Below are 15,858 nucleotides of genomic sequence, written 5' to 3' on the forward strand. Positions count from 1 at the left end.
ATGCGGTTCGCCCCGACAGGGTAATCAGGATTATTGATCGGATTTGATGGCGGTCCAGACTCGTGTGCGGACACGTTCGAGTTTTTGCGGCAACGGCTGCACGACGTAGAGCGTCTTCAACGCTTCGCTGGTCGGCGTCAGGTTCGGGTTGCCGGTGATCTCCTTGTTGATCAGCGGCAGCGAATCCTTATTGACGTTCGGGTATCCGAGGAAGTCGCTGATCGGTGCGATCACTTTCGGGTCCATCAAGTGATTGAGAAACTCGTGGGCTTCGGCAACGTTCTTCGCACTTTTTGGAATGGCGAACGTATCGAACCAGATCGGCGCGCCTTCTTTCGGCAGGCGCCAATCGACGACAACGCCGTTGCCCGCCTCTTTGGCGCGATTGCCGAATTGATAGAAGCTGCCGGAGTAGCCGATGGCGACGCAGATATCGCCGTTGGCGATGTCAGTCATGTATTTGGCCGAGTTGAAGTAGGTCACGTAAGGCCGAACCTTCAGCAACAGCGCCTTGGCTTTTTCGTAGTCATCCGGGTTCTGGCTGTTCGGGTCCAGGCCCAGGTAATGCAGGGCGATCGGCAGGATTTCCGACGGTGAATCGAGCATCGCTACGCCACACGACTTGAGCTTTTCCATGTTCTCGGGCTTGAACACCAGGTCCCAGCTGTCCACCGGCGCGTTTTCGCCCAATGCCGCCTTGACCTTGGCCGGGTTGAAGCCGATCAACACGGTGCCGTACATGTAAGGCATGCCGTACTGGTTGCCGGGGTCGTTCTTGTCCAGCAGCTTGAGCAGGGCCGGGTCCTGGTGCGCCCAGTTCGGCAGTTTCGACTTGTCGAGTTTCTGGAACACGCCAGCCTTGATCTGGGTTTCGATGAACTGGTTCGACGGCACTACAAGGTCGTAGCCCGAGTTACCGGTCAGCAACTTGGCTTCGAGGGATTCGTTGGTGTCGAAGGTGTCCCAGGTCACTTTGATCCCGGTGTCCTTGGCGAAATCCTTGGGCACGGACGGCAGGATGTAATCCGCCCAGTTGTACACGCGCAACTCGCGCTGTTCTGCCTGCACGGCACTGGCCAGCAGCGACAACCCGCAAACAGCGGCGCCCAGTATGCGTTTCATTGTGTCCATGGATTTTCCCCAAGTGTGGCGTGAGTTCGATGGTTTTTATGTTCTGTACACGGCAGCGGCCTTGAAAATGGCCAAGGGCAAGGATCTGGAGATTCTAGTTGTGGTTTGGGTGGTCGTTGCACTATCGGCAACCGGTGCCTGATTCTTGCCGACGGGGTGGCCGGAGCACAGCGTGGGGTTGGCCAAAAGGGGATCGTAATGGCCAATTTTGCTGTCCGGATGGATGCCACCGTCCCGATGAGGCGAACCCATCATCGCAGTGACACCCGATTCAGTGATTGAGCTGCGCTGGCTACAACCCTGGCAAAGCGCGCCAGGCCGGATTCTCGATCAGCACCGCCATGCCCTGCCCGCCGCCGACACAGGCGGCGGCAATGCCGTAACGCAGGTTGTGTGCGCGCAGTTGCCGGGCCAGGGTCATCACCAGGCGCAAGCCGCTGGCGGCCAACGGGTGACCGAGCGCAATTGAGCCGCCGTGGACGTTGAGTCGGGAACAGTCCAGTTCCAGCGCCTGCGCCACGGCGAGCACTTGGGCGGCCTGGGCTTCGTTGATTTCGAAGCGGTCAATCTGATCCAGATTCAGACCGCTGCGATGCAACAACAGGCGGATGGCCGGTGCCGGACCGATGCCCATGAACTCCGGCGCCACCCCCACCACGGCGCTCGCTCGCAGCAACGCCAGCGGCGTATCCCGACAGGCCGAAGCCGATCCGACCAGCGCCGCTGCGGCACCATCGACCACCGCACAACTGTTGCCGGCGGTTTGTACGCCCCCTTCGTGCACGGCGCGCAACCGGGCCAGTGCGGCGACATCGCCGGGGCGCGGATGGCTGTCTTCACTCACCGCTTCGATGCCGCGTGGCAGGCGAATGCTGCGCGGCTGATAGCCTGGCAGCTCAAAGGTTTGAGCACTCACGGCAACGATCTCGGGCGCCAGCCACCCCGCTTGCTGCGCCGCGAATGTGCGCTGATGGCTGGCACACGCGTAGGCGTCCACGGCGTCGCGGCTCAAGCCATAACGCCGCGCCAGGTTATCGGCGGTGGTGATCATGTCGACACCGGGAGCCGGGTCGTACAGTGCCTCCCACAGAAAATCCTTGAACTGCACCTCGGCACCCAGGCGAAAGCCACCGCGATGGGTGTAGGCCGCAATCGGATTGCGTGACATCGATTCGGCGGCCACGCACAGCGCCAGTTGCACGCCGTCATCCAGTTGCCTGGCGGCCTGGTGCAGCAGTTCGAAGCCGGTGGCACAAATACGCTGCACCCCCAACGCCGGAACCGATTGCGCCACGCCGCTGTAGAGGCCGATGTGCCGAGGCAGCATGTAGGCATCGAAACTGGCCTGGGCCACGGAGCCTGCGAGCACGCTGTCGACCGCCAGCGGATCGACATTGGCGCGGGCCAGCACTTCGCGTCCGACCTTGATGCCCAGGTCGATCGGCGAAACCTCGGCCAACGCACCGCCGAGGTCCACCCACGGCGTGCGCAGCGCATCGAAAATCGCCGCATCGGCAAAAGCCGAATACCGCCCGTTAGCGCTCATGATTTCGCACCCGCGCGCAAAATGCTCGGATCGAGCCCGCGATACAGCGCCTCGACCTTTTCCGCACGCCACTGCAATACCGCACGCTGATTGATCGAGCCCTTGTCGGTGATTTCACCCCGGTCAATAGACGCCGGCTCGTCGAGCAAGGCGATCCATTCCAGCCGACTGGCATTGCCCGTGGCCTCGCGATTGAGCCGCTGCAACCAATCGGCGAACCACTCGCGCACCGGCGCACTGGCCAACACTTCGCTGTCGCTGGCACTCGCCGCCAACCCTGACAGCCGTCGACATTCGAACATCCGCGCAAACACCAACGCGCCCAGGCACTCGCGATCCGGCGCGGTCACCACCAGGTCCTGAACATACGGCGAACCTTCGAGCACCGCACGATTTCGCAAAGGCCCGACGCTGACAAACACCCCGGACGACAGCTTGAAATCTTCAGCGATGCGCCCGTCGAACATCAGCCCCAATTGCGGATCACGCGGATCGGCAAGCTTGAGCGCATCACCGGAACAGTAATAGCCCTGCGCGTCGAACGCTTCGCGCGTCTGCTGCGGTGAGCGCCAGTAGCCGGGCATGATGTGCGGCCCGCGAAAGCGCCCTTCCAGCTTGCCGTCCACCGGCACCAGGCGCACCTCGCAACCGGGTGCCGGCAGGCCGACATAACCGGCCATGGACAACGGCCCGGTGGTGAAGGTGCAGGACGGCGAAGCCTCGGTCATGCCGAGCCCGGCCATCATGCGGATACGTTCACCGCAATGCTGTTCGCTGACGCGGTCGAGGCGGTCCCAGACGCTTTGCGACAGACCGGCCGCGGCGAAGAAAAACAGACTGATGCGCTTGAAAAAAATCTCGCGCAATTCGGCGTCCTGCTCCAGCGCCGAAGCCAATTCTTCCCAGCCTTTGGGCACGGTCAGGTAGGCGGTCGGCGACACGTCTTTGAGATTGCGCAGGGTTTGCGCAAAACCTTGCGCCGTCGGTTTACCGTCATCCAGATAAAAGCTGCCGCCGTTGTACAGCACGATGCCGACGTTGTGACTGCCGCCGAAGGTGTGGTTCCACGGCAGCCAGTCCACCAGCACCGGCGGTTCTTCGCCGAACACCGGGAACGTCTGCAACAGCATCTGTTGGTTGGAGCACAGCATGCGCTGGGTGGTGATCACCGCTTTGGGCAGTTTGGTCGAGCCGGAGGTGAACAGGAACTTGGCGATGCTGTCCGGTCCCGTACCGGCAAACGCGGCTTCGGCCTCGGCAGCACCCGGTTGTTCAAGCAGGCTGGCAAAGCTGACCTGGCTGCGCCCGGTGATGTGGCCACGAACCGTGATCAAAGGCGTTTCAGCCGGCAGCACCGCCTCGATGGCTCGCTGGTACGCCGCCGCATCGCTGACAAACACCAGGCCGGGTTGCAGCAAGTCGCAGACGTGCCGCAGTTTCGCGAAATCCTGGGACAGCAGCGAATAGGCCGGGGACACCGGGCAGTAGGGAATGCCCGCATACAGGGCGCCGAACGCCAGTTGCAAATGTTCAATGTCGTTGCCCGAAAGCAGCACCAGCGGTTTCTCTGCGCACAGGCCATAACTGAGCAAGCTCTGGGCAATGGCGCGAACGCTGTCGAGCATCTCGGCGTAGCTGACGCGGCGCCACTCACCGTCGGCCTGGCGGGCGGCGATGAAGGTTTGCTCGGGACGCACGTTGGCCCAATGCACCAGGCGATCGAGCAGTCGTGGCGGACACTCGGCCAATGGCTCCAGGGAACGCATGTGCAATGCGCCCTGCTGCTCTGTCACCTCGACCGCGGCGCGACCGATCGACACGTGACGATAGCGCGGCGCGCTGGCTTCGGTGTGGGGTTGCGATCTGAATTCGGAACTCACGTGCTTGTTCTCCATCAAGGCACGCTACCACCAAGCCGCACGAATGGGCATGGTGGTGGCTGCAGCCTTCTTATTGTTATTTCTGCGGTTCAGATCGGGTAGTGCCGCGGTCCATGCTGCAAGGTCACCCAGCGCAACTGGGTGAAATGCTCGATGGACGCCTTGCCGCCAAAGCTGCCGTAGCCGCTGGACTTGACCCCGCCGAAGGGCATTTGCGCTTCGTCGTGCACGGTCGGGCCATTGATATGACAGATGCCCGACTCGACCCGTTGGGCCAGCGCCAAAGCGCGCCCGGTGTCGCGGCTGAAGATCGCTGCCGACAATCCGAACTCGGAGTCGTTGGCCAGGCGCAGCAACGCTTCATCGCCCTCCCCGCGCAACATCACCGCCACCGGGCCGAAGGACTCTTCGCGGTACAGACGCATGGTTTCGTCGACGCCGTCGAGCAGGGTCGGCTGCAAAATGCTGCCTTCCAGCTGCCCGCCAATCACCAGCCGCGCACCCTTGGCGACGGCATCGTCGATCAGCGACTTGATGCGCGTGCCGGCACTGGCATCGACCAGTGAACCGAGCACCGAATCCGCCGCCGCAGGATCACCGGCGCGCAAGGTCTCGACCTTGGCCGCCAGTTTGGCGACGAAGGCATCGGCAACCTTGGCATCGACGATCAACCGTTCGGTGGACATGCAGATCTGGCCCTGATTGAAATACGCGCCGAAGGCTGCCGCCGCCACCGCTGCATCCAGGTCGGCATCATCGAGCACCAGCAACGGCGCTTTGCCGCCCAACTCAAGCAGCGCCGGTTTGAGGTGACGCGCCGAGAGTTCGCCGACAATGCGCCCGACGTGGGTTGAACCGGTGAAGTTGACCCGTCGCACCGCCGGGTTGGCGATCAGCCGTTCGACAATCGCCGCGGCATCGGCCGGGGCATTGCTGATGACGTTGACCACGCCATCGCCCAGACCTGCATCCTGCAGGACCTGACCGATCAACCGGTGCACGGCCGGGCTCAGTTCGGAAGCCTTGAGCACCACGGTATTGCCGCACGCCAGCGGCATGGCGATGGCACGGGTGGCGAGAATCACCGGGGCATTCCACGGGGCGATGCCCAGCACCACACCGCAGGGTTGGCGCAGGGCCATGGCAAAACTGCCGGGCACATCCGAAGGGATGACTTCGCCGTTGATCTGGGTGGTCATCGACGCCGCTTCACGCAGCATGTTGGCCGCCAGCCGCACGTTGAATCCGTACCAGTTGGCCATGGCCCCGGTCTCGCCGGCCGCTGCGATGAACTCGTCGCTGCGCGCCTGCAACTGCTCGGCGGCCTTGAGCAAACGGGTGCGACGTTCATTGGGCGCCAAAGCAGCCCAGGCGGGAAACGCCGCCTGAGCGGCAGCCACCGCGGCGTCGGCATCTTCCAGGGTGGCAGCGGCGACCCGCGACACCAATTCGCCGGTCACCGGGTTACGGCGTTCAAAGGTTCGACCGTCGCGGGCAGGAAGCGACTGGCCGCCAATCAACAGGGGCACGTCCAGCATGGTGATTCCTCTTTATTGTCTTTGTCGGGAATGCATTCGAGCGATACAGCGCGCCGGGGCGGACAGGCACCCGGCGATCAGTCTCAGCGCTTGTAGGCCTGCAGACCGGGCTTGATGCTCTTGTCGTCGAGGAACTGCTTCATGCCCTGCTCGCGGCCACCTTCGGTGTCGAGCAGCCGCGACTGGTCAAGCTTGGCGTACAGGTAGTCTTCGTTCTGCTCCCAGGTCAGCTCGCGGCAACGTTTGAAACCATGCTTGGCCGCACGCAGCACCACCGGGTTTTTCTCCAGCAGGTTGCGCGCCAGCTCGACAGTGACTTCACGCAGTTGCGCCAGCGGCACGCTTTCGTTGACCAGGCCCATCTCGGCGGCTTTCTGCCCACCGAAGGTCTTGCCGGTCATGATGTAGTACAGCGACTGACGATGGCCCACGGTGTCGGCCATGGCTTTGCTCACCAGGTTGCCCGGTGGAATGCCCCAGTTGATTTCCGAGAGGCCGAAGGTCGCTTCGTCGGCGCAGATCGCCAGGTCGCACGCCACCAATGGGCTGAAACCGCCACCGAAGCACCAGCCGTTGACCATCGCGATGGTCGGCTTGGCGTACATGCGCAGCAGTTTCCACTGCCATTGCGAGGCTTCGCGGCGGATTTTTTCCTGAAGGATTTCCGGGCCCGCATCCACTTCGCGGAAGTACTCCTTGAGGTCCATGCCCGCGGTCCAGGCGTCGCCGGCACCGGTCAGTACCAACACGCCGGCTGCCGGATCCTGCTCCAGGGTTTCCAGCACATCGATCATTTCGCGGTTGAGCGTCGGGCTCATGGCGTTGCGTTTTTCCGGGCGATTGAGGATGACCCACGCGATGCCTTCTTCCACTTCGACTTTGACGGTTGTCCAGCGACCTTCGTAATTGCTCATGGCGATGCTCTCTTGTTCTTGGCTTGAAGATGACTGGAAATTAAAGGAGCAATTTAGTTATGTCAATTAACTATTATTCAAATTAACCATTTTTCCTTCTCAGAAAAAAAGCCCTCACGCCCATCATCAATTACCACAGCCATAGCTATCGGTGGCCAACCCCGGCAAACTAGATAGCCTTGTTAACCTCTACTTCTTCAGGATTCACCTGCCATGGCCAAGTCTTCTCCTACCGCCGACCTGAGCGAGTCCCCGCCCGTCGATGCCCAGACGCAGGCACCGCTGGATTCAGCGCTGGACGATTTGATCGGGTACGCCATGCGCCGGGCTCAACTCAAACTGTTCCAGAACCTGATCGGTCGTCTTTCTGCCCACGATCTGCGCCCTGCCCAGTTCTCGGCCCTGGCGATCATCGACCAGAACCCCGGTCTGATGCAGGCCGACCTGGCCCGCGCATTGGCCATCGAGCCGCCCCAAGTGGTGCCGCTGCTCAACAAACTGGAAAGCCGCGCACTGGCGGTGCGGGTGCGCTGCAAACCGGACAAACGCTCCTATGGGATCTTCCTGAGCAAGACTGGCGAAACCCTGCTCAAGGAGCTCAAGCAGATCGCTGCGCAGAGCGATTTCGACTCCACGTCAGCGCTGACCGGCGGGGAACGCGAAGAACTGCTGCGCCTGCTGAAGAAGGTTTATCAGGACTGAACGGGAAATGCCGGCGCACCCCCGACGGGTGGCCGGCCAGGAACATCGAACAACCCGGCGCTACCAGATCGGCAAGGTGTAGAGCACCTGGAAGCGGGTCTGGTTTTCATCACGAAAGGCCGTACCGCTCGGGAAGTCATTGCGATAAATCGCCTTGCGCGCCAACAGCCCGACGTTTTTCAGCGGACCGCTCTGGATCACGTAACCCAGTTCCATCTGGAACTCGCGCTCCTTGCGGTCCTCGGCGTTGAAGGCCGCCAACTCGATATTGTCACCGCGCACGTAACGCAACCTTCCCTTCAAACCGGGCACCCCGGACGCCACGAAGTCGTAGTCATAGATCGCTTGCCAGGTGCGCTCCTTGGCATTGAGAAAATCCGAAGCCATGGTCTGTTCGCTCATGCCCATCAACTCGGTGCCGGAGATGTAGGGCGTTGCGGTGTCGCCGCTCGAATGCATGTAGCCAAGGCTCACACGGTGCCCGCCGAGGCGGTAGCCGAACAATGCCGAAAGGTTGATGTTGTCCACTTCACCCGCTTTGGCGGCGCCATCCTCACGGCTGAAAAAACTGCGCAAGTCAGTGGTGAACACACCTTCGCCGAGCGGCAGGTTGTGCAGCAGCGCCAGGGTGTCCTGTTGGTACAGGTCGGCCACCTCGGCATGGTAGGCGCGCAGACTGAGTTCTTTGTTGACCTGATAATCGCCCCCCACGTACGCCAGATGCGAGGTGGTGGCGGCGCCGTTGAATCGCCGGTTTGGCGTGGCGATGCTCATGGCCTGATAGTCCGTGGAATCGCGCTTGTTGATGCGATCGATGTAGCCGGTGTTGAAAGTCAGGCCGTCGAAATCTTTGGAACTGAGCGTGGTGCCGCGAAAGGTCTGTGGCAACAGGCGCGATGGGCTGGCGAAAGCGAACGGCAGGAAAATCGAGACATCGCCGCTCTTCACCGTGGATTGGGCAAATCTCAGTTTGGCCGTCGGGGCGAGCCGCGAATACTCATCCGCCGCACGCTTGTCGCTGGCCGACACCGGCAACAGCTCGGTGCCGCTGCGATCCGGCGCAGAGTCGAGCTTGACCCCCAGTAACCCACGAACGTCCAGGCCGAAACCCACAACCCCTTCGGTATAGCCCGACTCCATGCCCAGGATGAAACCCTGGGCCCATTCCCGCGCAGCGGATTTGGCCCCGCCATCCTTGTAGTCACGGTCCAGGTAGTAATTGCGCAGGGTCAAGTTGCCGTGGCTGTCCTCGATGAAACCCGCTGCATGCGAATGCAAGGGCTGGACGCTGAAGCCGAGAAGCGCCAGGAGCAACCCTGGATTAACGCGGGACACACAGGAAACAGACGCCGGTGCTTCGGCGTTGACGGGGTGTTTTGGCATGTTCGATATCCATTTTTATTGTTGTGCTGGATGCCTGACGACCACAGGGCAATCGGCTTCGTGGACAGAGAATGGAAACAGCCGAGGGTGATCGTCAATCGCAGATAGCCGATAATCGAACATTAATATTCTTATCTATTTTTAGGTAAAATCATCATAAATCAATCAATCGATTGTTTTTAAAGGTTTTTATTCAGTGAATTATGCCTTTTAAGAGGTCGTTCATTTTTTAGTTATATTTGTTATCTTAATCATCAGCCATTACATCCAGCGTGCCGGAGTGCAAAGGAATGGCTCGACTCCACAACAAAAACAACAACGAGGTTCACCCATGGACAGTCCATCGCGTCGCTCGACGCTGACTATCGCTTTGTGCTTTATCGTTGCGCTGATCGAAGGGTTCGATCTGCAAGCTGCCGGCACCGCTGCCGCCGGATTGCGCCAAAGCTTTGCCCTGGACCCGAAAATGATGGGCTGGGTCTTCAGTGCAGGGATCATCGGTTTGCTGCCCGGTGCATTTTTTGGCGGCTGGGGGGCCGATCGCATCGGCCGCAAGAAAATCCTGGTCGGCGCCGTGCTGCTGTTCGGCCTGTTCTCGCTCTGCACCGCCTATGTCGAAACCTACAGCGGTCTGTTGCTGGTGCGCTTCATGACCGGCCTGGGCCTGGGTGCCGCCCTGCCCAACCTGATTGCCTTGTGTGCCGAGGCCGTCAGCGAACGCAAACGCGGCACCGCCATCAGCGTCATGTATTGCGGCGTACCCTTGGGCGGCGCATTGGCGGCCGTAGTGGCGATGTTCTCCAGCGAACACTGGCAGACCACCTTTATCATCGGCGGCCTGACGCCTTTGCTGGTGGTGCCGTTGATGGCCCTGCTGTTGCCCGAATCCACGGCGTTCCGCCAGCAACATGTCACGACCGAAGGCCCCCGCTCTTCCACCGGCCGGGCGCTGTTCGGCGAAGGTCGCGCGCGCAACACCCTGGCCTTGTGGCTAAGCTACTTCTTCACCCTGACCGTGATGTACATGCTGCTCAACTGGCTGCCGTCGCTGCTGTTGGCGCAGGGTTTCACCAAACCCCAGGCCGGCATGGTGCAGATGTTGTTCAACATTGGCGGTGCGATCGGCTCGCTGCTGGGCGGTATGCTGCTCGACCGTGGCAACGGCCTGAAGGTCGTACTGTTCGTGTACGCCGGTTTGCTGGCGGCACTGGCCGGAGTCGGCCTGTCGGTGGGTATTGTGCAAATGGCGATTGCCGGGTTTGCGGTCGGGCTGTTTGTCATGGCAGCGCAACTGGTGCTGTACGCCCTGGCGCCTCCGTCCTACCCGACCTCGGTACGCGCCACCGGTGTCGGTGCAGCGGTGGCCATCGGTCGTCTGGGTTCGGTCGCCGGGCCTTTGGCCGCCGGGCAGATTCTCGCCGCGGGCGCAGGTACTGCCGGAGTGCTGCTGGCGACTTCACCGGGACTGGTGATTGCGGCGCTGTCGATCATCACCGTGATTGCCCGTAGCGGAGCCAGCACCGAGGCGCAACCGGAAGCTGCAAACTGACTGCATTTGATGAACCAGTGGCGAGGGAGCTTGCTCCCGCTGGGCAGCGAAGCGGCCCCGGCTCTTCATCTGAAAAGCAGGGACTGCTGCGCAGTCCAGCGGGAGCAAGCTCCCTCGCCACACTATTTTGTTTAGTCTCAGGCTGCGATCTTTTGATCTTCGACATGCACACCAAATTTCAGGCAAAAAAAATCCCAGGCAGCTGATGGACGCCCGGGATTTAAAAATGCATAAACCGTGGTGGTGAACGCGGCGCGGATATTACGGAATATTTCAGCCTGTAACAAGATATTTTTACTCACTATCCAGTTACTAACCTTTATAAGCCTTTAAATATCCACACATTTTCTATGCCCCATCACAGGAACCAACGGTACTCACGCGCACTGATGTCATGCAGAAATGCCAGATGATCCTGACGCTTGTTTTCGCAGTAAACATCCACGAACTCCGCGCCCAGGCCTTCGCGCAGTGGCGCATGGTTTTGCATGGACTGCACGGCGTCGAGCATTTCCAACGGAAATTCGATACCACTGGTACGGTCTTCGTTGAGCGGTGCAATCGGCTCTCGCTCCCCTTCCAGCCCTTGCTCCAATCCCACCAGAATGGCTGCGAGTGCCAGGTACGGGTTGGCATCGGCGCCCGCCAGGCGATGTTCGATACGTAGATTCTTGAGGTCTGACTCGGGTATCCGCAGGCACGCATCCCGGTCTTCAAAGCCCCAACTGGCACGGGACGCGACGTTCACTGTGCCGCTCAAGCGGCGCAAGGCGTTGTGGTTCGGCGCAAAAATCGGCATGCAGTGCGGTAACACGTCCAGGCAACCGGCCACGGCGTGACGCAACGCGCGCTGACCGTTCGCAGCCAACAGGTTGTTGCCGGCCTTGTCGTACAGGCTCACGTGCACGTGCATGCCGCTGCCCGGGTGCTGCAAATAAGGTTTGGCCATGAAACTGGCGCGGTAGTTGTGTTTGAGCGCCACGCCCCGGGTGCTGCGGCAAAACAGGGCCGCCCAGTCGGCGGCGCGCAGGCCGTCATCGCAATGCCCGAAATTGATTTCGAATTGACCGGGGCCAAGTTCGGCGGTGATCACCGTGGCATCGACGCCCTGAGCCCTTGCGGTCTCGACCATTTCATCAAGCACCGGAGCGAACCGCGACAGGCGTTCGATGTGCATGTTCGGCTGGTCATCCGCGTCGCCGGTCAGGTCATCGCGGGGGAACTGCGGCAGACCCTCCTTCAAGCGGCTGTCAAACAGATAGAACTCCAGCTCGAACGCCACCACCGGAAAAATACCTTTGCGGTGCAGGCGTCCCAGTACCTGCGCCAGCACTTCGCGGGGTTCGAATTCGATGGGCTTTTCGGTACCGTCCGAGGTAATCAACATCTGGCCCAGGGGCTGCTTTTCCCAGCTCACCAATTTCAGCGTGCCGGGCACCAGACGGCGCAGCGCGTCCGGGTCACCGTCGTTGAAGCAGTAGTCACCGATCTTGAACAACCCACCCTGCGTCCCCAGCAGCACGCAGTTTTGCGGCAACTTGAGTGCACTGCCCGCCGCGACTTTTTCCAGCATTTCAATCGGGTAGCGCTTGCCGTAGAAATGCCCCGGGATGTCCAGGGAGATGAGGTCGACGTATCGCACTTCGGGGTTGCAGTGGCGGAAGTTGCGAACCTCGGCCAGCAGTTCAGAGCACACAGCATCCATCATTTCATTCCTTGTTGTTTTCAGGTGTAAACCCAAAGCACGCGGGTCGGTTGATCGGAAAGGTTGCCGTAGCGGCAGTGCGCATGGCTGGCCAGTTGAAAGCTGTCGCCGGTTCGCAGGGTCACCGGGGCGTTGTCATCGAGCCACAGGGTCAACTCCCCTTCCAGCACGTAACCGCCCTGCTCGGAGCTGTCCTTCATGTGCCGGTCACCGCTGCTGGCGCCGGGTTCGAGCTGGCTTTCGAGCATCGAAAACGACGCGCGCATCTTGGGCGAGACCAGGATGTCGGTGATGCCGTCGGCGTAGTACAACGTGCGACGCTCATCCGGGCGGGTGACCCACGGCAACGCCATGGGCTTGGGCAGGCTGTAGAAATACGTGGTCGGCACGCCCAGGGTTTCGCTGATGGCGGTCAAGTCCGCCACGGTCGGGCGCGACAGTCCACGCTCGACCTGGGACAGGAATCCGACGGAGCGACCGATTTTGTCCGCCAGCTCCTTGAGCGTGTACTTTTTATGCTTGCGCAGGTCCTGGATCAGGATCGCCAGCGCCGAGATTTCTTCTTGCATGTCCATCTAGAGGCTTCCAGAAAGTGTCGCTTCAAATGCTGTCGCGCAGCCGATACCAGGCCTTGCCGATGGCTTCCAGCGGTGCCGCGAAGTATTTACCGCCGGGAAAACTGCCGTTGTTCAAGCCTTGGTACAGGGACAACTCGTCCGGCTGGCCCAGAATTGCGTCGGAGATCGCCCGCGCCCCGGCCAGTGTCGGCAGCACGCCATGCCCGGAGTAGCCCTGCATCCAGTACAGACCGCCGCGACGGCCAAGATCCGGGGTGCGCTTGAGGGTCAGGTCGATGTGCCCGCCCCAGGCGAACTCCAACTCGACACCGGTGAGCTGGGGAAATACGCGTTCGAGAAACGGCCGGGTAGCGGCGGCGATGTCCCTGGGCATGCCGCCCAGATAGGTGCAGCCACCGCCGAACAGCAGGCGGTTGTCCGGCGTGCGCCGAAAGTAATCGAGGACGAACTGATTGTCGGTGACGCACACATTGCTTGGCAGCAACGCAGTGGCCAGATCCTTCGTCAGCGGCTCGGTTGCGACCTGATAGGTGCCGACCGGCAACACGCAACTCGCCAGCTGCGGATCAAGTTGATCGAGGTAAGCGTTGCACGCCAGCACCAACACATCGGCGCGAATACGGCCGCGCTCGGTGGTCACCACGTACCCGTCACCCTCCTCGCGATAGTTCAGCGCCTTGCTGAGTTCATGGATGCGGCCACCGGCCTGCTCGATGGCATCCGCCAGGCCGAGGGCCAGTTTCAACGGATTCAAATGCCCGCCTTCGGGATCGAACAATCCGGCCTGATAACGCGCACTGGCCACCCACTGCGGTAAATCACGGCGCTCGATAAATTGCAGGCCGTCGTGGCCCCACTTGTGGCTGGCCTCGTGCTGCCACTCGGTCAGCAGGTTCACCCGGCGCGGCATCACCGACGTCCACAGGTGGCCGGCGCGGTAGTCGCAATCAAAACCATGGCGTCCGGGCAAATCGCGCAGCTCCCGCGCCGCCCAACGCATGCCGTCCCACAAACGCCGCGCCCGTTCATAGCCCAGCGCCGCTTCCAGCGGTGGCATGTCGCACGACCAACCGAGAATGGCCTGGCCGCCATTGCGCCCGGAAGCCGCCCAGGCGACCCGACTGGCTTCCAGCACCGTGACGCGCTTGCCGGCCAACGCCAGGCGCAAGGCCGTATGCAATCCGCTGAAACCGGCGCCGATGATCACCACGTCGGTGTCCTGCTCGCCTTCCAGCGCCGCGCGATCTACCAGCCGATCAGTGCACGTGTGGGCGTAGTAACTGGCGACATGCTGCGTAGACTGCTGAAACATACGGCCCCATGAAATTTTCTATTTATAATTTCATGAAAAGTTACACGATAAATTTCACGCAAGCAATTCGAGCCAAAAAAATCCCGCCCGGGAGAGTCCGGGCGGGATTTTTCGGTTCAGTCACGCGTATCAGGCAATCGGAAGACGCAAAGCCCCGCCGGAGTTCGGCGTTGAAGTGGAAAACTGGATGAGCGATCGGCGGGAAAAGAAAAGCGCAACTCAAGACGCCCCGCTCATCCCGGTGACCACTCTCGGCGATTGATGCTTAAAGACAGTCGCGCACCGCTTGACGCAGTGCGCCTGATTTCGCCCAGGGTGGTCCCTGATACAGCGACACCCGGCTACCGTCCTTGGACTTGACGATGTCGAGCACTTCGTCAGCGCTGATCATGCCTGGCGCGGTTATCCGGTAACCGTTGGAAATCGAAACCTGGCTCGTCTTCGATACCTCATGCTGCCAAAGTGGCAATACGCACGCCGCAAACTCCTTGGGCGGCTTTTCACTGTATTTGCTGACATTCGGTTCACCCGGCACCACTGACGCTGGCAACGAACACCCGGCCAGCAACGCCAGCACGCTTCCCCCCATCAACATCCTCATGATGTGTCCTTAAGTCCTGAAAAAGAAAATGTAGCGCGTCGCCGCTTGGTCATCTATCAGCCAATCATATTGTCAGCGGCTGTCATGGATGCCATTTCTGATGTTTAGTTCCTCTCGTTAAGATAGGCCATCCATCGTTCATACGCTTCATGCTGCCATCGGGTAACCCGCTCCCACTCCGGCCCGCTGAGTTGATGGGCTGAAATCAGCTTCATCATCTCGGTGGTGGACGCGTTCAGATCATTCATCAACTCATGGGCCCGGGCCCTGAATTCATCGGTAGTGGTCATTTGACGTCGCCCCGCCCTGCTGAAATGCCTGCACGTGAGTAGGACAGCGGATTCGACCGTTCGCGTGCATTTTCCCGACCAAAGGGAACCTCGATCAATCAGACAAATACAACGTCCCGACCCGCAAACAGGTCTAAAATTTTGGAGTGCAGAATAAGGAGATCGACATGTGGCTTAACGAACAGGAACAGCAGCTTCGGCGCGATCTGCAAGGGCTCGCATCCGATTTACGCTGGTCAGCGGTGGAGCTTTTACGTATCGAGCAACAATTGCGGCTGGCCGGGAATGAAGCCGATGCGCAAGCCGTCCAGAGGCTGTGTGCGCTATTCCAGGGCGATGAAGAAAAACTGTCGGGCTATGCCGAGGAAGTGAAGGCCAAACTCATCAGCCGGAACCGGCAAGAGCAAGGCGCAAGTCCCAAAGACGCATGACAAAAGCCCCAGCGAACCGGGGCTTAAAAGCTGCTTCATTGTGTCTGCTGGTTGCCCGAAGACTTGCCGGCGCGAGCGCGGGCCTTGTAGCCGGGTAACGAGGCGGCAAACGCCAGCGCTTCCTCCCGGCTGTCGAACGAGCCAAGCCGGTCACCCTGGGTGCAAACCCGCCAGGGACCGTTGTTTACGCTGAGTACGTCGTAACCGTTCATGTGCATTTTATTCAGCATCGGTACGCTCATGGTCACCTCCTTCTCGACAGTGATATCAGGTGGACTTGCTTACCTTACACCCACCG

At 60.7% G+C, this 15,858-nt stretch carries 17 protein-coding genes; 4 read left to right on the forward strand and 13 right to left on the reverse strand.

Annotation, left to right across the window (positions count from 1 at the left end):
* Positions 1 to 30: 30 nt before the first annotated feature.
* Positions 31 to 1,131 (reverse strand): polyamine ABC transporter substrate-binding protein, encoded by a 1,101-nt coding sequence (locus tag CKW19_RS05140; RefSeq protein ID WP_095056891.1) that lies wholly within the window; start codon positions 1,129 to 1,131, stop codon positions 31 to 33.
* Between CKW19_RS05140 and CKW19_RS28705 the strand changes: the two genes are divergently transcribed.
* Complete coding sequence (locus tag CKW19_RS28705; RefSeq protein ID WP_159953413.1) at positions 1,112 to 1,273, forward strand: hypothetical protein; 162 nt, start codon at positions 1,112 to 1,114, stop codon at positions 1,271 to 1,273. The genes CKW19_RS05140 and CKW19_RS28705 overlap by 20 nt on opposite strands.
* A gap of 150 nt (positions 1,274 to 1,423) precedes the next feature.
* Here CKW19_RS28705 and CKW19_RS05145 read toward each other — a convergent pair whose 3' ends face one another.
* The 4 genes from CKW19_RS05145 to CKW19_RS05160 form a co-directional block, all read right to left on the reverse strand.
* Entirely contained in the window at positions 1,424 to 2,677 is a 1,254-nt protein-coding gene (locus CKW19_RS05145) for a thiolase family protein (protein WP_095056892.1), read from the reverse strand.
* Positions 2,674 to 4,557, reverse strand: coding sequence for a feruloyl-CoA synthase (locus CKW19_RS05150; RefSeq protein ID WP_095056893.1), 1,884 nt, complete (start codon positions 4,555 to 4,557; stop codon positions 2,674 to 2,676). Before CKW19_RS05150 ends, CKW19_RS05145 begins: the two co-directional genes overlap by 4 nt.
* A gap of 89 nt (positions 4,558 to 4,646) precedes the next feature.
* Positions 4,647 to 6,095 carry an aldehyde dehydrogenase gene (locus CKW19_RS05155; protein ID WP_095056894.1) on the reverse strand — a complete coding sequence of 483 codons (1,449 nt, stop codon included), beginning with the start codon at positions 6,093 to 6,095 and terminating at the stop codon, positions 4,647 to 4,649.
* A gap of 83 nt (positions 6,096 to 6,178) precedes the next feature.
* Positions 6,179 to 7,009 carry a p-hydroxycinnamoyl CoA hydratase/lyase gene (locus CKW19_RS05160; RefSeq protein ID WP_095056895.1) on the reverse strand — a complete coding sequence of 277 codons (831 nt, stop codon included), beginning with the start codon at positions 7,007 to 7,009 and terminating at the stop codon, positions 6,179 to 6,181.
* 213 nt (positions 7,010 to 7,222) lie between these two features.
* Between CKW19_RS05160 and CKW19_RS05165 the strand changes: the two genes are divergently transcribed.
* Positions 7,223 to 7,711, forward strand: coding sequence for a MarR family winged helix-turn-helix transcriptional regulator (locus tag CKW19_RS05165; RefSeq protein ID WP_095056896.1), 489 nt, complete (start codon positions 7,223 to 7,225; stop codon positions 7,709 to 7,711).
* A 60-nt stretch (positions 7,712 to 7,771) separates the two neighbouring features.
* Here the strand turns inward: CKW19_RS05165 and CKW19_RS05170 are convergent, their stop codons facing one another.
* The gene (locus tag CKW19_RS05170; RefSeq protein WP_095056897.1) at positions 7,772 to 9,094 is read right to left on the reverse strand and encodes an OprD family porin; all 1,323 of its coding nucleotides are present in this window, start codon (positions 9,092 to 9,094) and stop codon (positions 7,772 to 7,774) included.
* A 331-nt stretch (positions 9,095 to 9,425) separates the two neighbouring features.
* Here CKW19_RS05170 and mhpT point away from each other — a divergent pair, with 331 nt between their 5' ends.
* Complete coding sequence (gene mhpT, locus CKW19_RS05175) at positions 9,426 to 10,643, forward strand: 3-(3-hydroxy-phenyl)propionate transporter MhpT (RefSeq protein WP_367316887.1); 1,218 nt, start codon at positions 9,426 to 9,428, stop codon at positions 10,641 to 10,643.
* 137 nt (positions 10,644 to 10,780) lie between these two features.
* Here mhpT and CKW19_RS28710 read toward each other — a convergent pair whose 3' ends face one another.
* The 6 genes from CKW19_RS28710 to CKW19_RS05200 form a co-directional block, all read right to left on the reverse strand.
* Positions 10,781 to 10,945: a hypothetical protein gene (locus CKW19_RS28710; RefSeq protein WP_159953414.1), complete on the reverse strand. Its 165-nt coding sequence runs from the start codon at positions 10,943 to 10,945 to the stop codon at positions 10,781 to 10,783.
* A 56-nt stretch (positions 10,946 to 11,001) separates the two neighbouring features.
* Positions 11,002 to 12,348 (reverse strand): glutamine synthetase family protein, encoded by a 1,347-nt coding sequence (locus tag CKW19_RS05180; RefSeq protein ID WP_095056899.1) that lies wholly within the window; start codon positions 12,346 to 12,348, stop codon positions 11,002 to 11,004.
* Positions 12,349 to 12,368: 20 nt separating this feature from the next.
* Positions 12,369 to 12,923 carry a helix-turn-helix domain-containing protein gene (locus tag CKW19_RS05185; protein ID WP_095056900.1) on the reverse strand — a complete coding sequence of 185 codons (555 nt, stop codon included), beginning with the start codon at positions 12,921 to 12,923 and terminating at the stop codon, positions 12,369 to 12,371.
* Positions 12,924 to 12,948: 25 nt separating this feature from the next.
* Complete coding sequence (locus CKW19_RS05190; protein ID WP_095056901.1) at positions 12,949 to 14,238, reverse strand: FAD-binding oxidoreductase; 1,290 nt, start codon at positions 14,236 to 14,238, stop codon at positions 12,949 to 12,951.
* Between the two features lie 265 nt (positions 14,239 to 14,503).
* Positions 14,504 to 14,839, reverse strand: coding sequence for a hypothetical protein (locus CKW19_RS05195; RefSeq protein WP_095056902.1), 336 nt, complete (start codon positions 14,837 to 14,839; stop codon positions 14,504 to 14,506).
* Positions 14,840 to 14,943: 104 nt separating this feature from the next.
* On the reverse strand, positions 14,944 to 15,129 hold the full coding sequence (locus CKW19_RS05200; RefSeq protein WP_095056903.1) for a hypothetical protein: 186 nt from the start codon (positions 15,127 to 15,129) through the stop codon (positions 14,944 to 14,946).
* 167 nt (positions 15,130 to 15,296) lie between these two features.
* On the opposite strand from CKW19_RS05200, the gene CKW19_RS05205 reads away from it, so the two are divergent.
* Positions 15,297 to 15,560 carry a hypothetical protein gene (locus CKW19_RS05205; protein WP_095056904.1) on the forward strand — a complete coding sequence of 88 codons (264 nt, stop codon included), beginning with the start codon at positions 15,297 to 15,299 and terminating at the stop codon, positions 15,558 to 15,560.
* 35 nt (positions 15,561 to 15,595) lie between these two features.
* On the opposite strand, the gene CKW19_RS05210 is transcribed toward CKW19_RS05205, so the two are convergent.
* The gene (locus tag CKW19_RS05210; protein ID WP_095056905.1) at positions 15,596 to 15,802 is read right to left on the reverse strand and encodes an SPOR domain-containing protein; all 207 of its coding nucleotides are present in this window, start codon (positions 15,800 to 15,802) and stop codon (positions 15,596 to 15,598) included.
* Positions 15,803 to 15,858 lie beyond the last annotated feature (56 nt).

This window comes from Pseudomonas sp. Irchel s3f7, assembly GCF_900187615.1.
Taxonomy (GTDB): Bacteria; Pseudomonadota; Gammaproteobacteria; order Pseudomonadales; family Pseudomonadaceae; genus Aquipseudomonas.

Excerpts from the sequence above, each read along its gene's own strand:
- CKW19_RS28705 (WP_159953413.1), top strand. The coding sequence starts at position 1,112 with ATGCGTTTCATTGTGTCCATGGATTTTCCCCAAGTGTGGCGTGAGTTC.
- CKW19_RS05140 (WP_095056891.1), bottom strand. The coding sequence starts at position 1,131 with ATGGACACAATGAAACGCATACTGGGCGCCGCTGTTTGCGGGTTGTCG.
- CKW19_RS05145 (WP_095056892.1), bottom strand. The coding sequence starts at position 2,677 with ATGAGCGCTAACGGGCGGTATTCGGCTTTTGCCGATGCGGCGATTTTC.
- CKW19_RS05155 (WP_095056894.1), bottom strand. The coding sequence starts at position 6,095 with ATGCTGGACGTGCCCCTGTTGATTGGCGGCCAGTCGCTTCCTGCCCGC.
- CKW19_RS05160 (WP_095056895.1), bottom strand. The coding sequence starts at position 7,009 with ATGAGCAATTACGAAGGTCGCTGGACAACCGTCAAAGTCGAAGTGGAA.
- CKW19_RS05165 (WP_095056896.1), top strand. The coding sequence starts at position 7,223 with ATGGCCAAGTCTTCTCCTACCGCCGACCTGAGCGAGTCCCCGCCCGTC.
- CKW19_RS05170 (WP_095056897.1), bottom strand. The coding sequence starts at position 9,094 with ATGCCAAAACACCCCGTCAACGCCGAAGCACCGGCGTCTGTTTCCTGT.
- mhpT (WP_367316887.1), top strand. The coding sequence starts at position 9,426 with ATGGACAGTCCATCGCGTCGCTCGACGCTGACTATCGCTTTGTGCTTT.
- CKW19_RS05180 (WP_095056899.1), bottom strand. The coding sequence starts at position 12,348 with ATGGATGCTGTGTGCTCTGAACTGCTGGCCGAGGTTCGCAACTTCCGC.
- CKW19_RS05185 (WP_095056900.1), bottom strand. The coding sequence starts at position 12,923 with ATGGACATGCAAGAAGAAATCTCGGCGCTGGCGATCCTGATCCAGGAC.
- CKW19_RS05190 (WP_095056901.1), bottom strand. The coding sequence starts at position 14,238 with ATGTTTCAGCAGTCTACGCAGCATGTCGCCAGTTACTACGCCCACACG.
- CKW19_RS05195 (WP_095056902.1), bottom strand. The coding sequence starts at position 14,839 with ATGAGGATGTTGATGGGGGGAAGCGTGCTGGCGTTGCTGGCCGGGTGT.
- CKW19_RS05200 (WP_095056903.1), bottom strand. The coding sequence starts at position 15,129 with ATGACCACTACCGATGAATTCAGGGCCCGGGCCCATGAGTTGATGAAT.
- CKW19_RS05205 (WP_095056904.1), top strand. The coding sequence starts at position 15,297 with ATGTGGCTTAACGAACAGGAACAGCAGCTTCGGCGCGATCTGCAAGGG.
- CKW19_RS05210 (WP_095056905.1), bottom strand. The coding sequence starts at position 15,802 with ATGAGCGTACCGATGCTGAATAAAATGCACATGAACGGTTACGACGTA.